Annotated in this window: 21 protein-coding genes, 1 pseudogene and 1 riboswitch; of the genes and pseudogenes, 10 read left to right on the top strand and 12 right to left on the bottom strand. The window is 66.0% G+C overall.

The genetic code is table 11. The features are described from left to right. Nucleotides 1–6: 6 nt before the first annotated feature. Nucleotides 7–1,959 (top strand): acyl-CoA dehydrogenase family protein, encoded by a 1,953-nt coding sequence (locus ACLMAJ_RS05400; protein WP_412012354.1) that lies wholly within the window; start codon nt 7–9, stop codon nt 1,957–1,959. Between the two features lie 19 nt (nt 1,960–1,978). Here ACLMAJ_RS05400 and ACLMAJ_RS05395 read toward each other — a convergent pair whose 3' ends face one another. From ACLMAJ_RS05395 to ACLMAJ_RS05380, 4 genes are all read right to left on the bottom strand, one after another. Next, complete coding sequence (locus ACLMAJ_RS05395; RefSeq protein ID WP_412012353.1) at nt 1,979–2,626, bottom strand: phosphatase PAP2 family protein; 648 nt, start codon at nt 2,624–2,626, stop codon at nt 1,979–1,981. 31 nt (nt 2,627–2,657) lie between these two features. Further along, entirely contained in the window at nt 2,658–3,554 is an 897-nt protein-coding gene (locus tag ACLMAJ_RS05390) for a nuclease-related domain-containing protein (RefSeq protein ID WP_412012352.1), read from the bottom strand. A 103-nt stretch (nt 3,555–3,657) separates the two neighbouring features. Further along, entirely contained in the window at nt 3,658–5,049 is a 1,392-nt protein-coding gene (locus ACLMAJ_RS05385) for a DUF2252 domain-containing protein (RefSeq protein WP_412012351.1), read from the bottom strand. 109 nt (nt 5,050–5,158) lie between these two features. Further along, nucleotides 5,159–6,862, bottom strand: coding sequence for a GMC oxidoreductase (locus ACLMAJ_RS05380; protein ID WP_412012350.1), 1,704 nt, complete (start codon nt 6,860–6,862; stop codon nt 5,159–5,161). A gap of 193 nt (nt 6,863–7,055) precedes the next feature. Between ACLMAJ_RS05380 and ACLMAJ_RS05375 the strand changes: the two genes are divergently transcribed. From ACLMAJ_RS05375 to gcvP, 7 genes and pseudogenes are all read left to right on the top strand, one after another. Continuing rightward, nucleotides 7,056–7,712, top strand: coding sequence for a CDP-alcohol phosphatidyltransferase family protein (locus ACLMAJ_RS05375; protein WP_412012348.1), 657 nt, complete (start codon nt 7,056–7,058; stop codon nt 7,710–7,712). Nucleotides 7,713–7,755: 43 nt separating this feature from the next. Continuing rightward, nucleotides 7,756–8,154, top strand: coding sequence for a glycine cleavage system protein GcvH (gene gcvH, locus ACLMAJ_RS05370; protein WP_412012347.1), 399 nt, complete (start codon nt 7,756–7,758; stop codon nt 8,152–8,154). A gap of 169 nt (nt 8,155–8,323) precedes the next feature. Then, the gene (odhI, locus tag ACLMAJ_RS05365) at nt 8,324–8,809 is read left to right on the top strand and encodes an oxoglutarate dehydrogenase inhibitor Odhl (protein WP_378681376.1); all 486 of its coding nucleotides are present in this window, start codon (nt 8,324–8,326) and stop codon (nt 8,807–8,809) included. A 72-nt stretch (nt 8,810–8,881) separates the two neighbouring features. Then, nucleotides 8,882–9,694 (top strand): transcriptional regulator FtsR, encoded by an 813-nt coding sequence (gene ftsR / locus ACLMAJ_RS05360; protein ID WP_412012346.1) that lies wholly within the window; start codon nt 8,882–8,884, stop codon nt 9,692–9,694. 253 nt (nt 9,695–9,947) lie between these two features. After that, nucleotides 9,948–10,421 (top strand): bifunctional nuclease family protein, encoded by a 474-nt coding sequence (locus ACLMAJ_RS05355; RefSeq protein WP_412012345.1) that lies wholly within the window; start codon nt 9,948–9,950, stop codon nt 10,419–10,421. A 214-nt stretch (nt 10,422–10,635) separates the two neighbouring features. Further along, nucleotides 10,636–11,187 (top strand): annotated as a pseudogene (locus ACLMAJ_RS05350) (MerR family transcriptional regulator); the annotation flags it as partial. A 133-nt stretch (nt 11,188–11,320) separates the two neighbouring features. Then, nucleotides 11,321–11,421: riboswitch (glycine riboswitch) on the top strand. Nucleotides 11,422–11,577: 156 nt separating this feature from the next. Continuing rightward, a complete protein-coding gene (gene gcvP, locus ACLMAJ_RS05345) occupies nt 11,578–14,388 on the top strand; it encodes an aminomethyl-transferring glycine dehydrogenase (RefSeq protein ID WP_412012344.1) in 2,811 nt (936 codons plus the stop codon). Nucleotides 14,389–14,539: 151 nt separating this feature from the next. Here gcvP and ACLMAJ_RS05340 read toward each other — a convergent pair whose 3' ends face one another. The 5 genes from ACLMAJ_RS05340 to ACLMAJ_RS05320 all read right to left on the bottom strand — a co-directional run bounded on the left by ACLMAJ_RS05340 (nt 14,540) and on the right by ACLMAJ_RS05320 (nt 19,713). Then, nucleotides 14,540–16,216, bottom strand: coding sequence for a VWA domain-containing protein (locus tag ACLMAJ_RS05340; RefSeq protein WP_412012343.1), 1,677 nt, complete (start codon nt 16,214–16,216; stop codon nt 14,540–14,542). Between the two features lie 150 nt (nt 16,217–16,366). Further along, complete coding sequence (locus ACLMAJ_RS05335; RefSeq protein WP_412012342.1) at nt 16,367–16,642, bottom strand: WhiB family transcriptional regulator; 276 nt, start codon at nt 16,640–16,642, stop codon at nt 16,367–16,369. Continuing rightward, nucleotides 16,639–17,208: an HNH endonuclease gene (locus ACLMAJ_RS05330; RefSeq protein WP_412012341.1), complete on the bottom strand. Its 570-nt coding sequence runs from the start codon at nt 17,206–17,208 to the stop codon at nt 16,639–16,641. The genes ACLMAJ_RS05335 and ACLMAJ_RS05330 overlap by 4 nt, the downstream gene beginning before the upstream one ends. A 308-nt stretch (nt 17,209–17,516) precedes the next feature. Beyond that, nucleotides 17,517–18,380 (bottom strand): cutinase family protein, encoded by an 864-nt coding sequence (locus ACLMAJ_RS05325; protein WP_412012340.1) that lies wholly within the window; start codon nt 18,378–18,380, stop codon nt 17,517–17,519. Nucleotides 18,381–18,582: 202 nt separating this feature from the next. Then, nucleotides 18,583–19,713, bottom strand: coding sequence for an acyl-CoA dehydrogenase family protein (locus ACLMAJ_RS05320; protein ID WP_412012339.1), 1,131 nt, complete (start codon nt 19,711–19,713; stop codon nt 18,583–18,585). 92 nt (nt 19,714–19,805) lie between these two features. Between ACLMAJ_RS05320 and ACLMAJ_RS05315 the strand changes: the two genes are divergently transcribed. Then, a complete protein-coding gene (locus tag ACLMAJ_RS05315; RefSeq protein ID WP_412012338.1) occupies nt 19,806–20,513 on the top strand; it encodes a winged helix-turn-helix transcriptional regulator in 708 nt (235 codons plus the stop codon). Here the strand turns inward: ACLMAJ_RS05315 and ACLMAJ_RS05310 are convergent. Next, complete coding sequence (locus tag ACLMAJ_RS05310; RefSeq protein WP_412012337.1) at nt 20,510–21,460, bottom strand: AraC family transcriptional regulator; 951 nt, start codon at nt 21,458–21,460, stop codon at nt 20,510–20,512. The two genes, ACLMAJ_RS05315 and ACLMAJ_RS05310, sit on opposite strands and share 4 nt — an antisense overlap. A 141-nt stretch (nt 21,461–21,601) precedes the next feature. Between ACLMAJ_RS05310 and ACLMAJ_RS05305 the strand changes: the two genes are divergently transcribed. Then, nucleotides 21,602–22,633, top strand: a complete 1,032-nt coding sequence (locus ACLMAJ_RS05305; RefSeq protein ID WP_412012336.1) for a saccharopine dehydrogenase family protein — start codon at nt 21,602–21,604, stop codon at nt 22,631–22,633. A 3-nt stretch (nt 22,634–22,636) separates the two neighbouring features. Here ACLMAJ_RS05305 and ACLMAJ_RS05300 read toward each other — a convergent pair whose 3' ends face one another. Together ACLMAJ_RS05300 and ACLMAJ_RS05295 are read right to left on the bottom strand one after the other, a co-directional pair. Beyond that, nucleotides 22,637–23,926, bottom strand: coding sequence for an acyl-CoA dehydrogenase family protein (locus tag ACLMAJ_RS05300; RefSeq protein WP_412012335.1), 1,290 nt, complete (start codon nt 23,924–23,926; stop codon nt 22,637–22,639). Nucleotides 23,927–23,928: 2 nt separating this feature from the next. Beyond that, nucleotides 23,929–24,597, bottom strand: a complete 669-nt coding sequence (locus ACLMAJ_RS05295; RefSeq protein WP_412012517.1) for a TetR/AcrR family transcriptional regulator — start codon at nt 24,595–24,597, stop codon at nt 23,929–23,931. Between the last annotated feature and the right edge of the window lie 18 nt (nt 24,598–24,615).

Below are 24,615 nucleotides of genomic sequence, written 5' to 3'. Positions count from 1 at the left end.
CGAGTTATGACTACCGGCATCGCATCGACGGCAGATCACCTCCGCGCAGCACTTGATGGACCGTGGGGCGCGGTCCGGGAAGCGGCTCGAATCCAGCTCGCGGACGATAAATTCGCCGGAGACCCCTACCTCGACTACAGGGCCGCGCGGGCGCGGGTCCTCGATCAGATGCGGGCCATCGCGACCATGGGCATCGCCGAGCGCGGATTCCGGCTGGAGAACGGCGGCACCGGAGAACCCGGCGCGGCCGTGGTCGGCTTGGAGATGCTGGCCTACGCGGACCTGTCGCTGTGGGTGAAGGCGGGTGTGCAATGGGGCCTGTTCGGTGGAGCCGTGGAGAACCTCGGCACCCAACGACACCGGGATGTGGTCAAGCGACTGCTGTCACTGGATCTGCTCGGCTGCTTCGCGATGACCGAATCCGGGCACGGCAGCGACGTCGCCAACCTCGAGACGACCGCGACCTACGATCCGGACACCCAGGAATTCGTCGTGCATTCGCCGACACCCTCGGCACGCAAGGACTACATCGGGGGCGCGGCCGAACATGCGAGGATGGCAGCGGTTTTCGCGCAGCTGATCACCAACGGGGAGAACCGTGGCGTGCATTGCCTGCTGGTACCGATCCGGGACGAGCACGGCACCGACCTGCCGGGCGTCACCACCTATGACGACGGGCTCAAGGGCGGCCTGCCCGGTGTCGACAACGGGCGCATCGTGTTCGACCGAGTGCGGGTGCCACGGGAGAACTTGCTCAACCGGTTCGCCGACGTCGCGCCGGACGGTACCTACGACACCGACATCGAGAATCCGAGTCGCAGATTCTTCACCACCCTCGGCACATTGGTGCGCGGCCGGGTCAGTGTCGGTGGCGCGGCGGCGGCCGGTGCGCGGGTCGCGCTGAGCATCGCGACGCGGTACGCGCTGAAGCGGCGGCAGTTCTCCGACCCCGACAACGGCCAGGAAACGCTGCTGCTCGACTACCGCAGCCATCAGCGCCGGTTGCTGCCGTTGATCGCCAGGTCCTACGCGCTGGCTTTCGCGCAGAACGACCTGGTGCGCCGTATGCACCTGGTGCAAACCGGTCAGGATCTGGACCCCGGCGCGCAGCGCGCCCTCGAGAAACGCGCCGCGGGTTTGAAGGTCGCGCAGACCGAGCACGCGACCCGCGCCATCCAGGAATGCCGCGAAGCCTGCGGCGGCGCAGGCTATCTCACCGAGAACAGGCTCGTCACGCTCAAGTCCGACACCGATGTGTTCACCACCTTCGAGGGCGACAATGTCGTGCTCACCCAGCTGGTGGCCAAGGAACTGCTCACCTCCTACTCGGATGAGATTCGCGAGCTCGACGCACTCGGCTGGGTGCGCTTCGCCGCGACCATGGCCGGTGACGTGGTGCGCAAGCGTTCCGGTGTACGCCAACTGATCCAGACCCTGCGCGACCGCGGCGACGACACCGTCGACGAGGCCGATGTGTCGCGCCGCTCGGTGCAGCTACAGCTGTTCGCCGACCGTGAGGACTACCTGGTTCGCACAGCGGGACACCGGCTGCGCGCACGCGCCGAGGACACCGCCCCGTTCGAGGCGTTCAACAACGCGCAGGACCACATCCTCGCCGCGGGTACCGCCCATATCGACCGGTTGATCCTCGAGGAATTCATCGAAGGCATTGCGGGCATCGAGGATCCGGCGGCGCGCGAGCTCGCCGAGACGGTCTGCGACCTGTTCGTGTACTCGATGCTGGAGGAGAATTCGGCCTGGTTCATCATGCACCGATTCATGTCGGTCGAGCGTGCGAAGGCGGTGCGCCGCGGCGTCAACGAGTTGGTCGACCGGCTGCGTCCGGACGCGCTCACACTGGTCGAAGGCATGGGTGTGCCGGAGAGCATGCTGCGTGCGGCCATGTTGGCGGATGCGAGCGTATTCGAGCGGACGGCTCACAGCGAGGCGCCGGTGTAGGCGGCGCGCACGGCTGCCCTCAGTTGTGGACTCGCACCGCCGACTGCACGCGTTCGGTCCGCAGGACACACCGTTCGACAGGCCACCACAGCGCGATGACCATGGCGATCGCGGCCGCCGCGCCGCCGAGAATATCGGTCGGTAAGTGATAGCCGAGACCGATCATGCCGATTGCCGCACCGAGCAGGGCGAGCGCGCCGAGGACAAGTGCGCTCGTCCGCGCCCTCGCCACATCGGTCAGCAGCACGAAGGCGGTGCCGACCGCGACCAGGTGCACCGTGTGCCCACTCGGATAGGCGAGGTAGTCGTGCAGCGGCCGGTCCCACAGCGGTTTCAGCAGCCAGCTGTTGATCGCCACGGCGAGCTCAGGAACCACGACCATTGTTGCCGCGCGCCACCGTTGGCCCCGGTAGGCGAACCAGCAGGCCGCCGCGAGCAGCAGCGGAATCAGGATGTAGCCATTGCTCGGGATCACCAGGGCTCGGTACACGCCGCGATGGCTGTCGAGTGCTGAGTGGATCGGCGCGGCAAGGTCGTTATCGACTTCGGTCGGCCCGCCGCCGTGCGGAAAGGTCAGCGGCAGCCCGATCGCGACCGTGGCACAGAACAGCACAAGACAGAGCCGAAGTGCGGTCGGCCGATCACGGTCCTGTCGTGCGGTGCTCACGCCGACGACGATAGCGTCGGGTCGCGGTGGATCAGCCGGGGCCGTAGGTCAGGATCGCGGTGATGAAGAACCACAGGATCCAGGCGAAGCCGATGATCATGCCGATCGCCAACGTGATCCGCATGAAGGCACGGCCGAGATCCATGTCTCCCGACTCGCGCGGATACAACTTCCACGGGCTGTACCAGGGCGCTTCGATCACCATGGCGGGTGAGCGCGCCTCGCGCTCGGCCATCGCGAGTTCGTCGGCGTAAGCCTCGGCCTGCGCCTGCTGCGGGCCGCCGTGCCAGAGCGTGATGTCGATCGGGCCGATGAAACCCTCGTTGAGCAGTTCCTGTGGCGCGGGCAGATACGGCAGGATGCCGAGGCCACGGAAGGCCACCGCGACATCGTTGGCGGTCCACAACTGCTTCTCGCTCTCGGCGAGCACGTCGAAGTAGTGGCGCAGCCTGCCGGGGTCGTTGCCGAGGATGACATCGAAACTCGGGTCGCTCCAAGCCTGTTGGACCTTCAACTCCGCACCGCGCAGCGGGACCATCAGCGCGACGCCATGTACCGCGCGCTGGCCGAGGCCACGCGCGGCCAGCCAGGTCTGCAGTGCGAACGTATGCTCGCGCGATTTCTCCAGCGGGGTACGCCGATCCCTGCTCTCCATCGCGACCGGTTCGCCCGAGATCGTCCATGCTCCGTTGAGCGGGATCTCCAGCACACCGTCCTGGCGGGCGACCAGCGCCTCCGCCTCGATCACCACGCAACTGTTCGGTGTCCAGACCACGGCGTCGAACTGGTGCAGTCGATCCTTGTGGAACAGGCTGCAATTGATCGTGGCGACACCATGCGGGCTGGCCGCGTCTTTCCAGGTGCGCAGCCAGTCGAGCAACGCCCTTTCGGCATTGGTGCCTGCCGGATTCTGCACTCGCACGAGCATTCACGACCGCCCTTCACGTCGACACTCGATGGTGGAAAGGATACGAGAAAACGGGCCGGGTTCCTCGCGCGTACGGCCAGACACGGCGTGTTGGGCACGAGAACTACTGCGGCTGTTCGGCGACGACCTTTCCCGCGTGCACGGCGGCGACCAGTTCGGTGTGGTCGGCTTCGGTGCGGTCGGCGTAGCGGACGGCGAATCGGGCGACCGCGTCGTCGAAGCGATCGTCACCGTCCAGATAACCCGCGACCAGCCGTGGATCGAGTGACCGCGAATGTGCCCGAGCCAGCAGGGCACCCGCCAGCCTGCCGTAATCGTCGAGGTCGCTCTGCGGCAGCTCGGCCGGGTCGATGTCGCCCTTGAGATTGCGGAATTGGCGCACGATGAATGGTAACTCGCCTGTGGGCAGCTCCAGTGAGGTCCAGCCGAGCAGGATATCGCTCTCGGACTGAACCAGCCTGGCGCCCTGCACAATTCGTTCCCCTTCGTGCCGCGTCTTCGCCCCGGGCAGGAACGGAGCGAGAGCAGAGGGATTCGCCTGTTTCACCTGGAGTACCAGCGCCTCTCCTTCATTGCCGTGCAACAGCGCTACGTAGCTGTGCATTCCGACACTACCGGTGCCGACGATTCGAAAGGCGATGTCGGACACGGCAAATCGGGTGATGAGATTCTGGCGGGACTCGGGCAGTGTTTCGGTGTATCGCTGTAGGCCATCGATGACCGCTTCGGCGACCTTGTCCTCGACGTGGGTGAGAATCGGTGGGTCGCTGACGAATCGGTGCTTGCGGATGCCTGTCTCATGATCCTCGAGGTGCTCGGTCCACTTCGCCACTACTTTGGCGCTGTTGTTCTTGCGCGCCTTCTTCGCGGCCTTCTTGAAGTCGTCGAGCAGCGCGTCGGCCCTTGCCGTGCTGATCACCGATTCATCGGGCAGCGCGGACCACGAATCCATGAACGGCAGCTGCGCGGCCCCGGTGATCGCGAGCCGGTAGGAGGTCGCCGCGTCACGGGCCGCCCGATAGCAGTTGTCCTCGTCGGCACCGCCCTCGCGGCCCGCGAGCACCAGGCTGGCCGCGAGGCGCTCCAGATCCCACTCCCACGGCCCGACGACGGTTTCGTCGAAGTCGTTGATATCCATGATGATTTCGCCGCGCGGCGTGCCGTACAGACCGAAGTTCGCGGCATGCGCGTCACCGCAGATCTGTGCGGGCAGGCCACTGTCGGGACTGCCTGCCAGGTCTGCGGCCATCAGCCCGGCCGCGCCACGATAGAAAGTGAACGGCGAGGCGAGCATGCGGCCGATCCGCAACGGCACCAGGTGCGCCAAGCGGCCCGCATTGCTTGCCTCGATGAAGTCGAGCACGCTCGGTCGAGTAGCCCAGGTGGCCGCGCGATCACGCGCGGTGACCGGAACCCGCTGCCGTTGCGCTCGGCCGCGGCCGCGCACCTCGTCGGCGGGCACGAAGGTGCGAAGGTCGATACCACTGTTGGACACAACAGCCAACGCTAGCCGGTGTGTAGCTGCCTGATGGTGTCGGATTCGCCACGCCGTGGCGCCGTCGCGTCGTCCCACCCGCGCCGGGTGGGACGACGGTTCGGCTTGCTCAGTTGGCCGGAACGACCGGGTCGGCCGGAGCGATCGGGGTGATCGGCAGTCGCAGTGCTCCGGGCGCAGCGCTCGGCACGGTCGGATGGTTCGGTGCGACCGGAGAGATCCTCATGTACGCGGAACCCAGCTCGGGGCGCGGATCCGCCTGGTCCTTGTTGGGCCAGAACGCCATCGCCCGCTCGGCCTGCGCGGTGATGGTCAGCGACGGGTTGACACCCAGATTGGCTGTTACCGCCGAACCGTCCGCGACATGTAGGCCGGCATGCCCGTACACCCGCTGGTACGGGTCGACGACGCCGGTCTCCGGGTTCTCGCCGATCACGCAGCCGCCGATGTAGTGCGCGGTCGCCGGGATATTGAGCACGTCCATGATCAGGCCTTGGGTGTCGCCGTTCACCTTCTCGCCGAAGCGACGGCCGACATCGTGCGCCAATGGAATCCAGGTCGGGTTCGGTTCGCCGGTGCCCGCCTTGGTTTTCAGCAGCCCGCGCTTGCGGAAGGAGGTCAGTGAGTTGTCCAGCGACTGCATTACGAGCAGGATCACCGACTTCTCCGAGGCGTGCCTGGCATTGAGGCTGCGCAGGAACACCAAGGGGTGCAACACGATTGCCAGCAGGAAACGCAGGAATCGGAACGCGCCGCCGTCGACGATCGGCACCGACATCGGGAAGAGGGCGTTCTGCCCCTTGCCGTAGTGGCACACCTCGATGTGGGTGTCGGCCTCGGGATGGATCGAGGAGGTGATCGCGATGCCCTCGGCGAAATCGCGGCGCGAGCGGCTCACCACGTTGAGGATGGCCTCGGAATTGCTGCGGGTCAGCTCGCCGAGGCGTGGCGAGAGGTTGGGCAGCACGTGCTCGTCGCGCATCTTGTGCAGCAGCTTCTGGGTGCCGAGTGCGGCGCCCGCGAAGACCACCTGTTGGGCGGTGAAGGTCCTGCGCTGTTTGCGGATCCAGCGGTCGGAGCGTTCGGTGTCGATGGCGTAGCCGCTCGCGCCGAGTGGGCGCACGACCGTCGCGGTGGTCAGCGGGTGGACCTCGGCGCCCGCCTGCTCGGCCAGGTAGAGGTAGTTGGTCGTGGTGGTGTTCTTCGCATTGTTCGGGCAGCCGGTGAAGCATTGCGCGCAGTGCACGCAGCCGCGCCGTCGCGGACCAGCGCCACCGAAGTACGGGTCGTCCACTTCGGTGCCGGGATCGTCCTCGTTGAAGAACACGCCGACGTTCGTGGCATGGAAGGTGTGCCCGACTCCGAGGTCGTCGGCTATCTCCTTGATTACCTCGTCGGCCGGGGTCATCCGTGGGTTGGGTGCCACGCCGAGCATGCGTTGAGCCTGGTCGTAATACGGCGCGAGCTCGGATTTCCAGTCGGTGATGTGCGACCACTGCTTGTCGGTGTAGAAGTTCGGCAGCGGCTCGTAGAGTGTGTTGCCGTAGATCAGCGAGCCACCGCCGACACCCGCGCCGGAGAACACCGCGCACTTGCCGAGGACGCTGATCCGCTGCGGGCCTGTCAGGCCGAGTCTTGGCGCCCAGATCGACTTGCGCACATTCCAATTCGTCTTCGGGATGTCCTCGGCGTTCCAGCGCCTGCCTGCCTCGAGCACGCCGACCCGATACCCCTTCTCGGTCAGCCGCAATGCGCTCACACTGCCGCCGAATCCGGAACCGATCACCACCACGTCGTAGTCGAATTCGGGCATGACTTCCTCTCACTACCGGACAACGGATGAGATACTTTCATAGTCATTCTGTCACCGAGTCGGATGCGATGGAATCCATGTACTTTCGAGCGACCCGCGAGCACTCCGAGCGGCACCCCGCCGATCGGCCGATATGTCCGAAACCGGCGTGCCCGGATGGCGCCGGTGGGGGTCGGTGCGGTATGCACGGGCTGTGACAACGGAATCGGGGACGACGGAGCCGGGCGAGCGCGCCGACTCCAGCGGTGACGGTGCGGCAGGCGGTATCTTCGCCGACCGCATTCTGACTGTCCCCAATGCGCTGAGCGTGCTCCGACTCCTCGGGGTGCCGCTGTTCGTGTGGTTGCTGCTGGTCGAGCGGGCCGATGGCTGGGCATTCGCGCTGCTGATCGCCAGTGGCTTCACCGACTTCCTCGACGGCAAGCTGGCCAGGCTACTCGACCAGTCCTCGCGCCTGGGCGCACTGCTCGATCCGTTCGTCGACCGGCTCTACCTGGTCACGACTCTGGCCGCTTTCGTCATCCGCGGACTGCTCCCATGGTGGGTGGCGGTGATTCTCGTCGGCCGTGATCTGCTGCTCACCCTGACGCTCTCGGTGTACAAACGTCGCGAGCTGGACCCACCGGAGGTGATCTACCTGGGTAAAGCGGCCACCTTCGCGCTGATGTCGGCATTGCCATGGTTGCTGGCCGGTCAGATGGATTGGGCACTGGCAGGTTTCGGCCGGGCCTTCGGTGGGGCATTCCTGGTCTGGGGTACGGCGGTGTATGTGTGGACCGGTGTCCTCTATGCGGGGAAAGCCGTCGCGGTCGCGCGAGCGATACCGGCTGTGCCGCACCGGAGGACATAGTGATTAGAGTTTGCGTGAAGGTTCCCGACAGAAAGGATGGCCTGTGACCCAAACCCCAGAGGATCTGCACTACACCGAAGAGCACGAGTGGGTGCAGCGGATCAGCCCGACGCGGGTTCGAATCGGCATCACCGACTACGCCCAGTCTCAACTCGGTGACGTTGTGTTCGTGCAGCTGCCGGAGGCGGATCGGGATGCGGCAGCGGGCGAAAGTATCGCGGAGGTCGAGTCGACCAAGAGCGTGTCCGATATCTACGCACCGCTGGCAGCGAAAGTTGTTGCGGTGAACCAGGATTTGGTGCAGAAGCCGGAAACGCTGAACACCGATCCGTACGGCGAGGGATGGCTGTTCGAGCTCGAACTGGCCGACCCGGCAACCCTGGATGCTGCACTCGGCGAGCTGCTGGATGCCGCAGGTTATCAAGGAGTTATCGGGGGCTGAATCAGCCTTCCCGGTTCTACCTGCACGGGCACGCCCTGGCAGGGTACGGTCAATGCCAACAGATGTGCCGGTGAGCTGTTCCGGTGTTTCTAGCGTCAACGATCCCAGGTCGTGGCGGTGAGGCAGCACCTGCTTGCATGGAAAATCAGGTTCGAGGAGGAGAGAAACGGTGAGCGAGAACAAAGACCCGGGTTACGGGGAGACCGCGGCCGAGACGACGTCGGTCTTCCGCGCGGATTTCCTGAACGAGGTCGACGCGTCGCGCTCCGCAGAGCAGACCGGCGAGCAGCCGGTCCAAGGGGTCGAGGGTCTGCCGGTCGGCGCGGCTCTGCTGGTTGTCAAGCGCGGACCGAATGCGGGCTCGCGGTTCCTGCTGGATCAGCCGACTACGTCGGCAGGGCGCCATCCCGACAGTGACATCTTTCTCGACGACGTCACCGTCAGCCGTCGGCACGCCGAGTTCCGGCAGGACGACGATTCCTTCCAGGTGGTCGACGTGGGCAGCCTCAACGGCACCTATGTCAATCGGGAGCCGGTGGATTCCTCGGAGTTGCAGAACGGTGACGAGGTGCAGATCGGAAAGTTCCGTCTCGTCTTCCTCACCGGTCCGCGCGCCCAGGTGAACGAGTCGTCTGCGGGTGCCGGCAGTCTATGACGCAAGCGGCACGGGTCCTCGTGACGGCCGTGTTGGCAGGGAAGAACGCGGCTTCATGAAAGACTCGATGCTATGACGGGCGCGGCGCAGTGGGCGCGCGGAGGTATGTCGATCGGCTCCGTGCTGGACTTGCTGCGGCCGGACTTTCCGGACATCACCATCTCGAAGATCCGTTTTCTCGAGGCTGAGGGTCTGATCCGGCCGGAGCGCACTCCGTCCGGATACCGCAGATTCTCGATTGCCGACTGTGAACGGCTCAGGTTCGTACTGACCGCGCAACGCGATCAGTACCTGCCGTTGAAGGTGATCAAGGAACAGCTCGAGGCGATCGATAGCGGTGCGGCGACGCTCGGTGTGCGGGAAGCCCGCGCCCGGGCGCACTCCGCCCGTGACAACGAGCTCGCCGTGCCATCGGAGAATGGGCAGTCGGCACACGGCGCGAGCGTCGGCGGGCCGCGCAGGCTCGGCGTCGTGCCGGGTGAGGTCTCGCCGGACGAGCTGCGATTCGATCACGAAATCCGGCTCACTCGTGCCGATCTGCTCACGCAGGCCGACATCGACGAGAAGTTCCTCAACGACCTGATCCGGGCGAACCTGATCACCCCCGGTGCCGCGGGCTTCTTCGACGCCGAGGCGGTGACGCTCGCGCGGACCGCGAAGGCGATGGCGGAATTCGGGCTGGAGGCACGGCATTTGCGTGCCTTCAAACTCGCCGCCGACCGGGAAGCGGCCCTGGTCGCCCAGATCGCGGCCCCGATTGCCAAAAGCCGCGACGCGGGCGCCCGTGCCAGGGCCGAGGAGATGGTGCGCGAGCTCGCGGCATTGTCGCTGACCTTGCATACCTGCCTGGTGAAGGCGTCGGTGCGGAACTCGCTCGGCGGCTGAGCGTTCGGCTCGGGGTTCTCCGCGCGCCGCAAAGCAGGTACCGCTGGTCACAACACACTGATTTCGGCTGTGCACACGGAATGCTGGACACCTTCTTGTTCGCTTAGACTCGGAGGTACGGCGAGCTCTGCGGTAGTTCATGCCGGGTGGCCGGCGAAGTATTGGGAGGCAGTGCGATGAGTGAGCGCAGCGAACGAATCATGATGCAGTGTGCTTCGCTCATGTCGGAGCCGAGTGTTAGCGAGGCTCAGGCATGAGTGAGATGCGTGTGATCGGCATTCGTGTCGAGCAGCCACAGAACCAGCCCGTGCTGTTGCTCCGTGAGGCGTCCGGGGATCGGTATCTGCCGATCTGGATCGGGCAGGCCGAGGCGACCGCGATCGTGCTCGAGCAGGAGGGGGTGACCCCGGTCCGTCCGCTGACTCACGATCTGATCAAGATCTTGATCACCGACCTCGGGCACACACTCAAGGAAGTCCGGATCGTCGATCTGCAAGAGGGCACCTTCTACGCGGATCTGGTTTTCGAGAACGATCTGCGGGTCTCGGCGCGGCCGTCGGATTCGGTAGCGATCGCCTTGCGGGTCGGTTGCCCGATCTATGCCGAGGAACCGGTCCTCGAGGAGGCCGGGTTGGTGATGCCCGACGAGCGCGAGGACGAGGTCGAGAAGTTCAAGGAGTTCCTGGAATCGGTCTCCCCGGACGACTTCAAGGCGACCGACAGCTGAGAGGTCAGAACTATCTTTTAGACCTCTAGTACAGGTCGAGACTCGTACCGCGCGTCGCGTTTGGTCCGACGATGCCGCTCCCGTGACAATCAAGGGGAGTAATCTCGATAGTTGGACCACGTGCGTTCTGACTGGGTGTATGTGGTCAACGGAGCCGGGTTATTGATGAGGCCAAGGCGGCGGCGAAGCAAGGGAGTGGTCAGTGGCAGAGCAATCGCAGGGAGTGGTACAGCCAGGCCTGTTCCCGGACGACTCGGTACCTGACGATCTCGTCGGATACCGCGTTCCGAGCGCGTGCCAGGTGGCCGGGATCACCTACCGGCAGCTCGACTACTGGGCGCGTACCGGTTTAGTGGTGCCGTCCATCCGTAGCGCCGCGGGCTCGGGCAGCCAGCGGCTGTATTCGTTCAAGGACATCCTGGTCCTCAAGATCGTGAAGCGACTATTGGACGCGGGCATCTCGCTCCAGAACATCCGCATCGCGGTCGATCATCTGCGCAGCCGCGGCGTGCAGGACCTAGCGGGTATCACCCTGTTCTCCGACGGCACCTCGGTGTACGAATGCACCTCGGCCGAGGAGGTAGTTGATTTACTGCAGGGTGGGCAGGGCGTTTTCGGCATCGCGGTGAGCGGTGCAATGCGCGAGTTGACCGGCGCGATCGCCAACTTCCCAGCCGAGCGGGCCGTCAGTGGCAGCGCGAGCGAGCGTCCAGAGGATGAACTGTCGTTCCGCCGCAAGGCGCGGATGAACCAGAAGACCGGCTAAAAATTTTCGCTGTGAAGTGCCCGTCGTCCGCGGCGGGCACTGTTCGTATGCGGCGAAAGTGACGAGGACGACACATCCATTCGGGGTCCGGTGGAGCGATTCGTTGCGCGCGCGGCATAAACTAGCGATGCGTCGCCGCCGTGCGGGAGAGTCCTGGTCTTCATAAGAGCCCGGGCGCCGAAGGAGCAGCACCTCCCCGTCAATCTCTCAGGCAACAGGGACCGTACGGGCTTCGACGCCTCTGGAAAGTGGTGACCGCTGCAGACAGCGCGTGGTCGCCCGCCCATGGGGAAAGGGGTCGCACCCCGAATCTCTCAGGCTCCGCGACAGAGGGGGAGGGCTGGTACTCGTCGACCGTGTGGTCGACCCGCCCGACCTTTTGGAGCTGCCGTGACTCGATCATTTGCCGACCGCCACATCGGACCCGACCTGGACGAACTCGCCCGGATCCTGGACGTTGTCGGTGTCGGTTCGCTTGATGAGCTCGCGACCGCCGCGTTGCCCGCGAGCATTCTCGACAGCTCCGGCCTCGAGGTACTCCCGGCGGCAGCCACCGAGCACGAGGTGCTGGCGGAGCTGGCCGAGCTTGCCCATTCGAACACCGTCGCCACCTCGATGATCGGTCTGGGCTACTACGACACCTTGACTCCGCCCGTACTGGTGCGCAGCCTGCTGGAGAACCCGGCCTGGTACACCGCCTACACGCCTTACCAGCCGGAGATCAGCCAGGGCCGCCTCGAAGCGCTGCTCAACTTCCAGACCATGGTGTCGGACCTGACCGGCATGGAAGTCGCCAATTCCTCCATGCTCGACGAGGCCACCGCGGCCGCCGAGGCGATGACGCTGCTGCGCAGGGCAGGCCGGTCGAAGTCGGCGCGGTTGCTCATCGACACGGATTTGTTTCCGCAGACCAAGACCGTGCTCTACACCAGAGCCGAGCCGCTCGGGATCGAGATCGTCGAGGCCGAACTGGCCTCCGGTCTGCTTGACGGCGACTTCTTCGGTGTACTTGTTCAGGCCCCTGGCGCGTCGGGTCGGGTGGTCGACTGGGCGCCGCTCATCGAGGCGGCGCACGAGCGTGGCGCGCTGGTTGCCGTCGGCGCGGATCTGCTTGCGCTGACACTGATCACGCCGCCGGGGGAGCAGGGGGCCGACGCGTGCTTCGGCACTACGCAGCGCTTCGGTGTCCCGATGGGCTTCGGCGGGCCGCACGCCGGGTACCTGTCGGTGCATTCCAAGCATGCCCGGCAGCTGCCGGGCCGATTGGTCGGAGTGTCGGTGGACGCGGACGGCTCGGTCGCCTACCGGCTCGCGCTGCAGACTCGTGAGCAGCACATTCGCCGCGAGAAGGCGACCTCCAATATCTGTACCGCCCAGGTGCTGCTCGCGATTCTGGCCGCGATGTACGCCAGCTATCACGGCCCCGACGGACTGCGCGAAATCGCGCGACGGGTGCACGGGCACGCGCGGGCCATCGCCACCGGACTCGACGGCGCCGTAGTGCACGACAACTTCTTCGACACCGTGCTCGCCCATGTGCCCGGGGGTGCGGAAGCCGTTGTGGCGAAGGCGAAGTCGAGTGGTATCAACCTGCGGCTCGTCGATGCCGATCACGTCGGTATCGCCTGCGACGAGGCGACCACCGCGACGCATGTCGCTGCTGTTCTCGAATCCTTCGGCACCGCACTGTCTTCGGAGGTTTCCGCGCCCGCGACCGCCGCCGCATCGGTCGAGACGCGTGCCTCCGAGTACCTCACGCACCCGGCGTTCACCAGCTACCACACCGAGACCGCGATGCTGCGGTACCTGCGGCGGCTCTCGGACAAAGACATCGCCTTGGACCGCAGCATGATTCCGCTCGGTTCCTGCACCATGAAGCTGAACGCGACCGCCGAGATGGAGGCGATCACCTGGCCCGGTTTCGCGCGAGTGCATCCCTACGCACCGGTCGAGGACGTCCCCGGCCTATTGCGGGTGATCCACGATCTGGAGGGCTGGCTCTCGGCGATCACCGGGTACGACTCGGTCAGCTTGCAACCGAATGCCGGCAGTCAGGGTGAGTACGCCGGTCTGCTCGCCATCCGGCGCTACCACCTGGATCGCGGTGACACACACCGGGATACGTGCCTGATCCCGTCCAGCGCACACGGCACCAACGCGGCCTCCGCCTCGATGGCCGGGCTGCGCGTCGAGGTGGTGAAGTGCCGCGACAACGGCGACGTCGACCTCGATGACCTGCGCGCCAAGATCGCCGACCACGCCGACCGGCTGGCGTGCATCATGATCACCTACCCGTCCACCCACGGCGTGTACGAGCACGAGGTCGCCGAGCTGTGCGCGCTGGTGCACGATGCGGGCGGTCAGGTGTATGTCGACGGCGCGAACCTGAATGCGCTTGTCGGGCTTGCCCGTCCGGGCCGCTTCGGCGGCGATGTGAGCCACCTGAACTTGCACAAGACCTTCTGCATTCCGCACGGCGGCGGCGGTCCCGGCGTCGGCCCTGTCGCGGTGCGCTCGCACCTGGCGCCGTACCTGCCGGGCGATCCGCTCGAGACCGGTTCACACGCGGTGTCCGCCGCCATGTACGGTTCGGCCTCGATCCTGCCGATCACCTGGGCCTACATTCGGATGATGGGTGCCGACGGTCTGCGCAAGGCGACACTGACGGCGATCGCCTCGGCCAACTACATCGCCCGCCGCCTCGACGCACACTTCCCGGTGCTCTACACCGGCGAGCACGGCATGGTCGCCCACGAGTGCATCCTCGATCTGCGCGAGATCACCAAGCAGACCGGCGTCACCGTCGACGATGTCGCAAAGCGTCTGGCGGACTACGGTTTCCATGCCCCGACCATGAGCTTCCCGGTCGCGGGCACGCTGATGGTCGAACCCACCGAGAGCGAAAACCTGGCCGAACTCGACGATTTCATCCGCGCGATGATCTCGATCCGCGATGAGATCAGCCAGGTCGCCGCAGGCGTATGGCCGGTCGAGGACAACCCGCTGCGCGGTGCACCGCACACCGCGGCATGCCTTGTCGGCGAATGGGATCACCCGTACAGCAGGGAAGTCGCGGTGTTCCCGCATGGCCTGACCCCCGCTCGCGGCAAGGTGTGGCCCGCAGTGCGCCGTATCGACGGTGCCTACGGCGACCGCAACCTGGTTTGCTCTTGCCCGCCGCTGGAGGCGTACACCGACTGAGGGCGGATACGGCCCGCCCCTTCCTCAGGTGCGGTGTGTCGTAATCGCTGTGCCGGTAGCCCGGCTGCACGCGCGGCCGACCGCGCTGAATTCGCTGCGCCAGGCCTATTCGTCGGGGCCAGGTGCGGGTGGGATGGTGATCGTGCCGGAATCAGGGCGTTGTCAGCGTGTGCACCATGGCAGTACCGAAGCTGATGTCGTCGGAGCTGGCGAGGCGGGTGTAGCTGCCACCGGTGCGCTGGGCAGCGCTTTGCAGGGTTTCGGTGCCGTTGCCACCGATGACGATGACGTCGATGCGGACCGGGCGCGACTTGTCGGTGGCGGCAGTGATGTCGGCGAGTAGTTTGGTGCCGGTCAGCGTGGAGTCGTCGTCGGGGCCGTCGGTGATCAGGAGGACGGAATTGGTGCGATTAGCGGTGTATCCGGTGACCGCCGCGCGGTAGGCGGCCAGCAGGGAAGGGTAGGCCTGGTCGGTGCGGGATTCGGTGGGGACGACGGCGTCCAGTGCCGTGCCGAGCGCGGTGCGCTGGTCGTTGGTCAGTGGTGCGGTCACGGTCTGGATCTGGTATGGGACGGTACCGTCGAGGTTCTTGGCGAAGGTCCACACACCGAGGCCGAAGTCCGGTGGCATGACATTCATCGTCGAGCGAAGGGCGGCAAGAACATTCGCGAGGCGCGTGGCCGAGCCGTCGGTGTTGCCCATCGAGGCGGAGACATCGACCAGCACTGTCGACTGCACACCGAGAACCGGGTTGGCGAGGGTAGCGTGCACTTTGTCCAGCGCCGCGCGCGATGGCACGGCCGTCGGGCCGGCCGGTGCGGCGGCGAAACCGGCGGTGGTGAAGGTCTGTGTCTGTTGCGGGGCACGTAGATAGTCGGCGAAGATGCCCGCGATCAGATTCTGGGTCTTGTCCACCCATGGGCCCGACATCAGCGCGGCCGGATGGTCGGCGACGGGCGCGGAGCCCGCGGGGCTGAAGGTTACCCCGCCGCCCTGTGCTTTGACCTGCTGCTCGGTAGCGGCCACCGCATGAATCGGCGCGCTCGCTGGTTGGGGCGCTCCGGCCACGGCGGCCAGCGCCATCGTAATGTCCTGCGCCTCGGGCGCATTCGCGGCAAGCAGCGAGATCGCGGACACCACTTGGCCCGACTGCGCGGCTTGATCCGACAGCGGCTCGGTGCCGGAAACGGTCGAGCCGACCGCGGCCGCCGCGGCCACCGTCGCGTCGCCGGGCGGCAGTGCCATGCGCAGCCCGGCCCAGCCGGACAGGCCGATGTCGGCGAGCGAACCCTGTTGCAGGCGTGGCAGATCCGCCCAGGCGATCTTGGCCTGATCGAGTGCGCCGCGCAGTTCCTCTGGAACGGCGAGCACGATCGGGCTCACCGCGACGGGCGCCGGATTGCCCTCGATCAGGCCGGGTGCCCGCATGGATTCGATGGAACGCAGCGAATCAGGGATCCACAGCGCGGGCTGCGGTCCGAGCTGCTGGTTCCACGGCGCGGTCGTGGTGAAGGCCGCCACCATCGCCGCGGACGATTGGGCAGTCACCTGCACCTTCGCGCAGTGGTCGCGGATGCGCGGATTGGTCGCGTTGTAGGCATCGGCGATCGTACGCACGGTGGGCGCGATGTCCGGGTCCGCCGTGATAAAGAGCGTCGCGGCCCCTTCCATGCATTCCGCCGCGGCGGCACTGTCCTGGTCGGCGGCCCGGTTGCTCAGCTGATTCCACGCGAACACACCCGCGACCAACAGCACAACGGCGACTACGGCGATAACCGGACCTTTGCTGATGCCACGGGACCGGGTTCCGCTGCGATGAGTGCCCACGAGATCAAGTGTATGTTCACGTCGGATTCGCCGAGCGACCGTGGCACCGATCGAGATTTCCGACACTATGCACCGGTCGGGTAGAGCGAAACGCCGGGACTCGGCATCTGCGGGTCCCGGCGTTGCGTGATTGCGCCCGTCGGCGCACTGTTACTCGCGGATCATCCGCCCCCGGTCGAATTCATGGCCGCCCCAGACTCCGGATTGACTTGTGCGCGTGGCGAATTCACCGCAGGACGCCCGGATCGGGCAGCCCGCACATACCTCACGGGCATAGTCGAAATCCTGCGACGGATACGGGAACCACGCCTCGTGGTTCGCGTCGCCGCGACATGCCGCCCGGTGCCAGCCCTGGCTGTCGGAGAGCGGAAGCAGGTCGGTCAGTGTCACTTCGGCGGGTGCGGTGGTCTCCAGTCGGACGATCATGGCGATCCTTCTCCTCTCTTGCAGTCGCAAGCCATTTGCTTCCAGATCTGTCGCTGCCGTGTGGCCAGGTGAGTGGGCGCCCTCGGTTGCCACAGCAGCCGCATACCCGCTTCCTCGGGGGTGCGGTCGGCCTTGATCGTGTTGCACGGTGCGCAGCAGGCGATCAGGTTGCTCCACGTGTTCGGTCCGCCACGACTGCGTGGGCGGATGTGATCGACGGTGCGAGCCCGCTCGGCGCAATAGCCGCACCGGTGACTGTCGCGTCGCAGCACGCCTGCCAGCGTCGCGCGGCTCTCGTCCTGTACTCGAACCATGTGCTCGAGATACACGTAGCGTCGCAGCCGGATTGTCTCCGGCAGCGCGATCTCGAGGTGCTTGGACCGGATCGGGAAGTGTGGCTCCCGGTCGGCGACAGCCTCGGCGACCCCGCCCATGAGCAGCACCACGGCCCGTTCCGCGGTGACCTCGGAAAGCGCCTCATAGCTGGCGTTGAGCACCACAACGCGAGTGTGTATCCAGTTGTCGACAGTCAACGCCACCGGATCGGTGGCACGGCGGAACGTCATGGGAATCACCATGTTTCGAGAAGAGAGCGAGCGATTTCGAAGGAGGAGGGCTGGGCGTCAGTTGCCGGCCAGGAGGCGGCCGAGATCCGGTCCGCTGCTGGTATGGCACCGGCACGGGACCGACACGGAAATCCGCTGAATCGCAATGGGATTCATGTAGGTCAAAGCCACCTCCTCCTTTCTTCGTGCTCATGACCACCCTCGGAAAGGAGTGATCGTCGTCGAATCACATGGTGGCACACCACACCTGCTGTTGTCGGGTCATTTTCCGGCGGGCGCGTGTGTGCGGGGCTGCTGGGGCCGGCGGCTCAGGTCTGGTCGACCAGCCACTGGCGCAGCCAGGTGGTGGCGGTGGCGCCCGACCGGTCGACTACGTAGGCGGGATAGTTCTGGTGGACGAAGGAGTTGTAGAACTCCTCGAGTTTCTGCTTGCGCTCGTCCATGCCGGGATCGGCGAGCTGATTTTGCAGCATCGGGACGACACCAACGGTCATCAGATCATCGATGATCGCGACGGCTTCCTGCTGGTATCGCCACAGTTGCGAGGGGTTCGCGTCGGAGGCCTGAGCGAGGAAGCCCGCGAAACGAGCCGCGAAATCGGTGGGCGGCGTCGCGCAGTACAGGTCGCCGTCCGCACAGAAAGTCTTGGTCTTGTGCTCGAGGAGGCCGAAGCCGCCGATCCGAGGGCCGCCCGCACCCGCGCCCTGCACGGGCGGTCCGATCAAGGTGTCGCTCGGTGAACGCCGCGGATCGGAAACGAGGCCGACCGCGACGATGCGCTCCGGCCGGACCGGGCCGAAGCCGGTGCCGATCTCGGCGGCCAGGTCGCCCGCGGCGTCGGCACCCTGGCTGTAGCCGATGAGCGCGATCTTCGTCGCGTCGCACCGCTGAGCCATGGCGGTGACCAACCGGCGCGCGTTGTCGGTCGCCTGCTTCTTGGAGCGGCCGTAGACATCGCCTTCCCACGGGAAGGCGGTGGCCGCGTAGCTCACGTAGTCGGTGCGAATGTCGGAGGGCAGATCGTCGGTGACATTCGCGAGCAAGCCCTCGCCGGGTTTGCTATCGGAGGTTTCCCAGGTACCGGGAACCGCGACGACGTAGAGATCTGGACATTCCGCCGCGGCCGATACCGCGCCCGTCCCGCCGACAGCGCCTACCGTACCGATCGTCATGGTTCCCACGATGGCGCCGATCATCCTGCGAATCATCATTGATTACCCCGGTGTGCTGGTTCCGAAGCCGGCTTGTCGCCGCTGCCTGTGGTCTTTACGCAGACAACCGTACGGTCTGGCCAGCGAGTTCTGCGCGAACCACGGCCGACGAAGGGCAGACATTTTTCGCAGAGTGGCTATTTGGAGCGGTCCCGAGCGGGGTTCAGCCGAGCGGGGTATGGCCGAGCCGCACGCGCCCGCTGAACCGGGTTTGCTTGGCTCGCGGGAGCGGGTGGAACAAGCTGCCGTGCACGTCGCGGTAGCGCATCTCGAGGTCGCAGGTGCGGGAATAGCCGAGGCCGCCAACGGTTTCGATGGCGAGGCGGACGGTAGAGATCAGGGCGTCGGCGGCCACGGTTTTGCGGCTCAGGGTGCGGCCGGCGTAGGCGTCGGTGTTGTCGAAGCGCAGATTGTCGGAGTCGGTGAACATGGCCGCGATCAGATCGGCCGCGGTGGTGTGGACATTGAGCATTTCGCCCGTGAGCTGGAAGATGTGCGGATCGGTACGGTCGGCCACCAGCGCGGCGGCCGATTCGACCGCGCCGTCGGCGATGCCGAGATAGGCGGCCATCACCAGCGGCATAGCCGCGCCGATCACCACGTTCAGTATCGGCGGCCAGATGCCGACCGGGCGGACCAACGACACCGCGGCATCGGGTACGAAGACCTCGTCGAAGACCACCGTGTGTGACCCGCTTGCACGCAAACCGAGTGTGTCCCAAGTTTTTTCGATCCGAACGCCCTGTGCGACGGACGGGATCGCGCAATGCAGTACCTGCGGACCCTGTGGCGCGTCATCCCATCGGATACTGGTGACGAGCACCGTACCGACCTCACAGCCGCTGGCAGGCGCCTTACGTGCGCTCACCAGGTAGCCGCCCTCGACCCGCGAGGCCCTGCCGTTGGATTCGACCCAGTCCGAGGCGCCGGTGCTGACCAGGATCGCGCCCCCGGCCACCTTCGTGAAGAGGGGCGTTGCGTCGATGCCGTGGCGGTGGCGCCACAGCTGCGCGGCCACCAGATGCGAATGCATGGCGAAGGCGACCGCTGTCGATGGATCGTGGCCGCCAAGTTCGCGCAGGATCTCACCCATCTCGCGGTGGGTGGCGCCTCCGCCCCCGAATTCGGTCGGCACCAGCGCGGCGGTGAGTCCGGTAGTGCGCAGGAGATCGAAGGCGTCCTCGGCGATGTCGCCGGTTCGGTCGCGGGCGGCGACGCCGGGGCTCAGGCTCTGGCCGACCTGACGCGCGCGGGCGATCCAGTCGGTGGTGGTGTTTGCGGCGGTAGTTGTCATGTTTCGAAACTAGGAACGGCCGCGATAAACAGATAGTCCAGAAAGTGGACCCTTCCAGTTCAGATAATGGACCCGTTCGCGAGGTGACTCTGATGCCCGTCCACCACCCGACGACCACGGGGTACGGCCAGTACTGCCCGATTTCGCGGGCCCTCGACGTGCTGGGGGATCGCTGGTCACTGCTGATCCTGCGCGACCTGCTGCTCGGCACAGCCCGCTTCAACGACCTCGCCCGCGGCCTGCCCGGCCTGTCGCGCAGCCTGCTCACCAAGCGACTGCGCCAGTTCGAGCGGGCGGGGTTGGTCGAAAAGCTCAGCGGACAGTACCTGCTCACCAACGCGGGACGCGACCTCGAGCCGATCTTGTTCGGCCTCGGTGAATGGGGTGCACGCTGGACCTTCGGCGATCCGGAACCCGAGGAACTCGATGCTGCGCTGTTGGTGTGGTGGATGCACAACCGTCTGGACACCTCGAAGTTTCCTGGCAAGCGCCAGGTGCTCGGCGTGCGATTCACCGATGAACCTCGCCGCTTCTGGATCGTCGTCGAATTCGGCGTCGCTTCGGTGTGTGATGCCGACCCCGGCTACCCGGTCGACGTCACCATTACCGCAGATGTCGGCTCGCTGTATCAAGTGTGGCTGGGCCGATTGCCGCTGCCGCATGCGATCCGAACCGGCAGAGTGGAATTCACCGGTCCCTCCGCCCTGACGCGCCATATGCCCGCAGTCCTGCGATTGAGTCCTGTTGCCCCGTACCTGGATCCGTCACGAATCGACGCCGTCGCCAACCGTGCCTCCTAACGGGCAGCCGGGACGACCGCCGGGGAGGGTTGGACCCGTGCGGCGCTCCGATAGTGACCCGGAGCGATTCCGAACTCGCGTTTGAACGCCTTGGCGAAGGCGAATTCCGAAGTGTAGCCGGTGTTTTCGGCGACAACGCGCAGTAGGGCGTCGGTGTCCCGGAGCGTGCGTGCGGCGACGGTCATACGCCACCAGGTGAGATATGCCAGCGGCGCGGTGCCGACCATCGTCGTGAAACGGCGGGCGAACGCGGATCGGGACAACCGCGCGGTCGCGCCGAGGGATTCGACAGTCCACGCCTTGCCAGGATCGTTGTGGATCGCATGCAGGGCGGACGCTACTGCGGGGTCGTATAGTGCTGCACCCCAGCCGGTTTCGATATGGTCGGGTTGTTCGCCGTACCAGGCTCGCAGGATGTACAGCAGCAGCATATCCAGCAGGGGCGTGAGGACGCCGGATGCTCCGGGCAGCTGTTCTGTGTCCAGTTCATAGCCGAGGAGATCGATCGCGGACCGGAGCGCAGGGTACCTGCCGACACGGGCAGGCAAGTGGACGATGTCGGGGAGTTCGGCCAGCAGCGGATGCGGGCGCGACTGATCAAGGCGGTAGGCGCCGCAGAGCAGCAGCGTGGTCGCGCCGTCGGTCGGACTGGGTGCGACGGGAACTGGCAATTCTCCAGTCGGGGTGGTGACCTCGACGAGAGGAGTTGTCGGTGTATCGGCGATGGCGTGGCCGAGTTCGCGGGGCAGGAATGCCACATCGCCGGTATTGAGATGGATCGGTTCGCCACGCGCCGGGAGCAACCAGCACGAACCCTGTAGCACCACGTGAAATCCGGCGCCCGCCTGCGGTAGGAATCGAGTTCCCCACGGAGCATGCCGTTGGGTGCGGGCTGAATGCGGTTGACCTGTCCGCATGGCGGCGACCGCGTCGCTGAGCACGTCCACCCAGCCAACATACGGGATCCGCCCGCGGGGAAGGACGATTGGACATGTCGGCAGGAGTTTCAGTTATGGAACGTCCTCTTCGGCCCGCTTAGGTTTGGGGAGCGACATTTCCGTCGCTCATAGAATCTGGGAGTTCGACACATGAGAATTGCCGTGCACGGCGCGAGCGGGTTCACCGGAGGGTTGGCCGTGGCGGAGTTGGTCCGCCGCGGTATCGAACCGGTGCTGGTCGGCCGGAATGCGGATCGGCTCCGGGCTGCTGCGGTGGCATCCGGCGTGCCCGATGCCGAAGTGCGAGTGGCGGGTTTGGACGATTCCGTCGCGCTGACGGCCGCATTCGCGGACTGCGTCGCGGTTGTCAATTGTGCCGGGCCGTTCACACGCTGGGGTGAGCCGGTCGTCCGCGCCGCCATAGCCGCGGGCCGCCATTACGTCGACACCACGGGCGAGCAGCGGTATCTGCACCGGATCCTGACCGAGTTCGGCAAGGACGCCGAGGAGGCTGGGGTGACGGTCGTGCCCGCGATGGCGGATGACGGCGGGCCGGGTGATCTGATCGCCGCACTGACCGCGTCTCGGGTACCGGAGGTCGCGGAGGTCGTGATCGCCGATCTGCGGTTGCCCGGCAGCGCGTCGCGCGGCACCGCGCGGTCGATGGCCTCGGTCTTCGAGGAAGGTCCGTGGGAGTTCGTCGACGGCGAGTGGATCGCGGCGACCGAGCCGGGCCCGGAGCCGATCGTCCCGCCGGGGGAGGCCGTCGCGGTGCCGGTCTCTGCTTTCGCGTTGCCCGGTGTCGTGACGATTCCGCGCCACGTTCGCACCCGGCGAGTGCGCAGCGCGATCAGAACCGAAGTTGCCGCGCTATTTTCCGCGCTGACCTCCGACATCGTCGAGTCGATCCCCGAGTCGATCGCGCGGGACGCGCGGCAGGCCGGGCGCTGGCTGATGATGGCCGAAGCGATCGGCACCGACGGCCGTCGAGCGCGCGGCTGGGTGGCCGGATCCGACGGATATCGGCTCACCGCGGTGATCGCCGTCGAAGCCGCCCGACGACTCGCCGCGGGCGGCGCACCGGCCGGGGCACTTGCCCCGGCCGAGGCGTTCGATGCCGCCGACTTTCTGGATTTCCTCACACCCGAGGCAGTCACCTGGCAGGTCGAGGACCTCCGCTGAGGCTCAGAGGCTTCCGACGATGTGCTCGAGGCGTCGCGCCACCAGTTCGCGTGCCTGTTCGCGCAGCGCGGGGCGGTAGCCGCTCGGGTAGACCGGGTCGCCCGGGGTGTAGTCCTTCAGGACCTCCTTGGCGAGGGTGATCTTGTGGACCTCGGTCGGTCCATCGGCGATGGCCATGACCTCGGCGTAGTTCAGCATGTCGACGAAAGGGAGATCGGTGCTGACGCCGATGGCGCCGTGCAGATGCAGTGCGCGCTGGGCGATGTCGTGCATCACCTTGGGCATCGCGACCTTGATGGCGGCGATATCCTTGCGCACTTTCAGGTAGTCCTGCTCCTTGTCGATGCGCCAGGCGGTGCGTAGCACCAGGAGGCGGAACTGCTCCATCTCGATCCAGCTGTCGGCGATGCGTTCCTGCGTCATTTGCAGGCCCGCGAGCGGGCCCTTGCGCATCGGCCGGGAGACTGCGCGTTCGGCCATCATGTCGAAGGCCTTGCGTACCAACGCGACCGTGCGCATCGCGTGGTGCACGCGGCCGCCGCCGAGGCGGGTCTGGGCCACGATGAAGCCCTGTCCCTCGGCGCCGAGCAGATGGTCGGCGGGGACTCGGACGTCGGTGAAGCGCAGGTGCCCCTCGTGCTCGCTGAAGCCGTTGACGTGGAAGTTCTTGACGAGCTCGAGTCCGGGTGCGTCGGCGGGCACGATGAACATCGACATGCCCTGGTAGGCACTGACTTCGGTGTTGGTGACCACCATGACGATGTGGAAGCTGGCGAACTGCGCGTTCGAGTTGAACCACTTCTCGCCGTTGATCACCCAGGAGTCGCCGTCGCGCACGGCCGTCGTTGTGAATGTCGTCGGATCCGAGCCGCCGGTCGGTTCGGTCATCACATAGCAGGAGCCGATCTCGCCGGACAGCAACGGCGTGAGGTACTTCGCCTTTTGTTCGGGCGTACCGTAGTGCGCGAGAATTTCCGCATTGCCGGAATCCGGTGCCTGACAACCGAATACCGATGGCGCCCAGATCGAGGTGCCGAGCACCTCGTTGAGCAGCGCGAGCTTCATCTGCCCGAAGCCGGGGCCGCCGAGTTCGGGGCCGAGGTGGCAGGCCCACAGGCCCTGTTCCTTCACCTGCTCCTTGAGCGGCCGCATCAGCGCCATGGCTTCGGTGTCGGTACGGTCATAGGGATTGGGGTAGAGCAGATCCAGTGGCTCCACCTCGGTGCGGACGAACTCCGCGGCCCAGTCCAGCTTCTTCTGATATTCCGGATCGGTTTCGAAATCCCAAGCCATGGTCAGCCTTTCGTCTGTTCGGTGGGGTGCACAATGCCGTCGAGGAAGGTGGTCGCGAGGATGTCGGCGATCTGTTCGGTGGAATGTCCACCCTGCGGGCGATACCAGAAGGTCACCATGTTCAGCATGCCGAGCACGCTGTTGGTGACGACATGGTCGTCGGTGCGCAGTGATCCTGCCGCGTAGCCCGCATCGATGACGCGCTGCCAGCATTGCTGCACCTGATCGCGCAGGTCCTGTAGTTCGGTGCCTCGGTCACCGGTCAGCGCGGTGACATCGCGCAATTGGATGGCGACTTCGCGCCGGTGCCGCACGATCAGGTCGAGGTGACTGTGGATCAGCTTGCGGAGCTTGGTGATCGGGTCGTCAGCGTTGTCCGCGATCCGCTTCGCATCGATGAGCATCAGTTGGATGTAGTCACGCAGGATCTGCCAGAGCAGTTCCTCCTTGGACCCGATGTGGTAGTAGAGCGCACCACGCTGTACACCGGCTCGATCGCCGATCTCGGCAACTCCGGTGCCGTGGAAACCCTTCTCCGCGAACAACTCCACCGCCGCATCCACGATGCGTTCGCGGGTCGCTTCGGCGGTGGTTTCCGCGGCGGGCGGGCGGCCGCGGCGGCGTGGCGCGAGGGTGTCCGGCCCATCCGGCACTCGGCCGCCACCCCGCATCGAGTCACTGCGCGCTGC

This window comes from Nocardia arseniciresistens, assembly GCF_046764875.1.
GTDB lineage: Bacteria > Actinomycetota > Actinomycetes > Mycobacteriales > Mycobacteriaceae > Nocardia > Nocardia arseniciresistens.
Note: the sequence above shows the minus strand (reverse complement) of the source record. Positions and strands in the feature narration are given on the sequence as shown.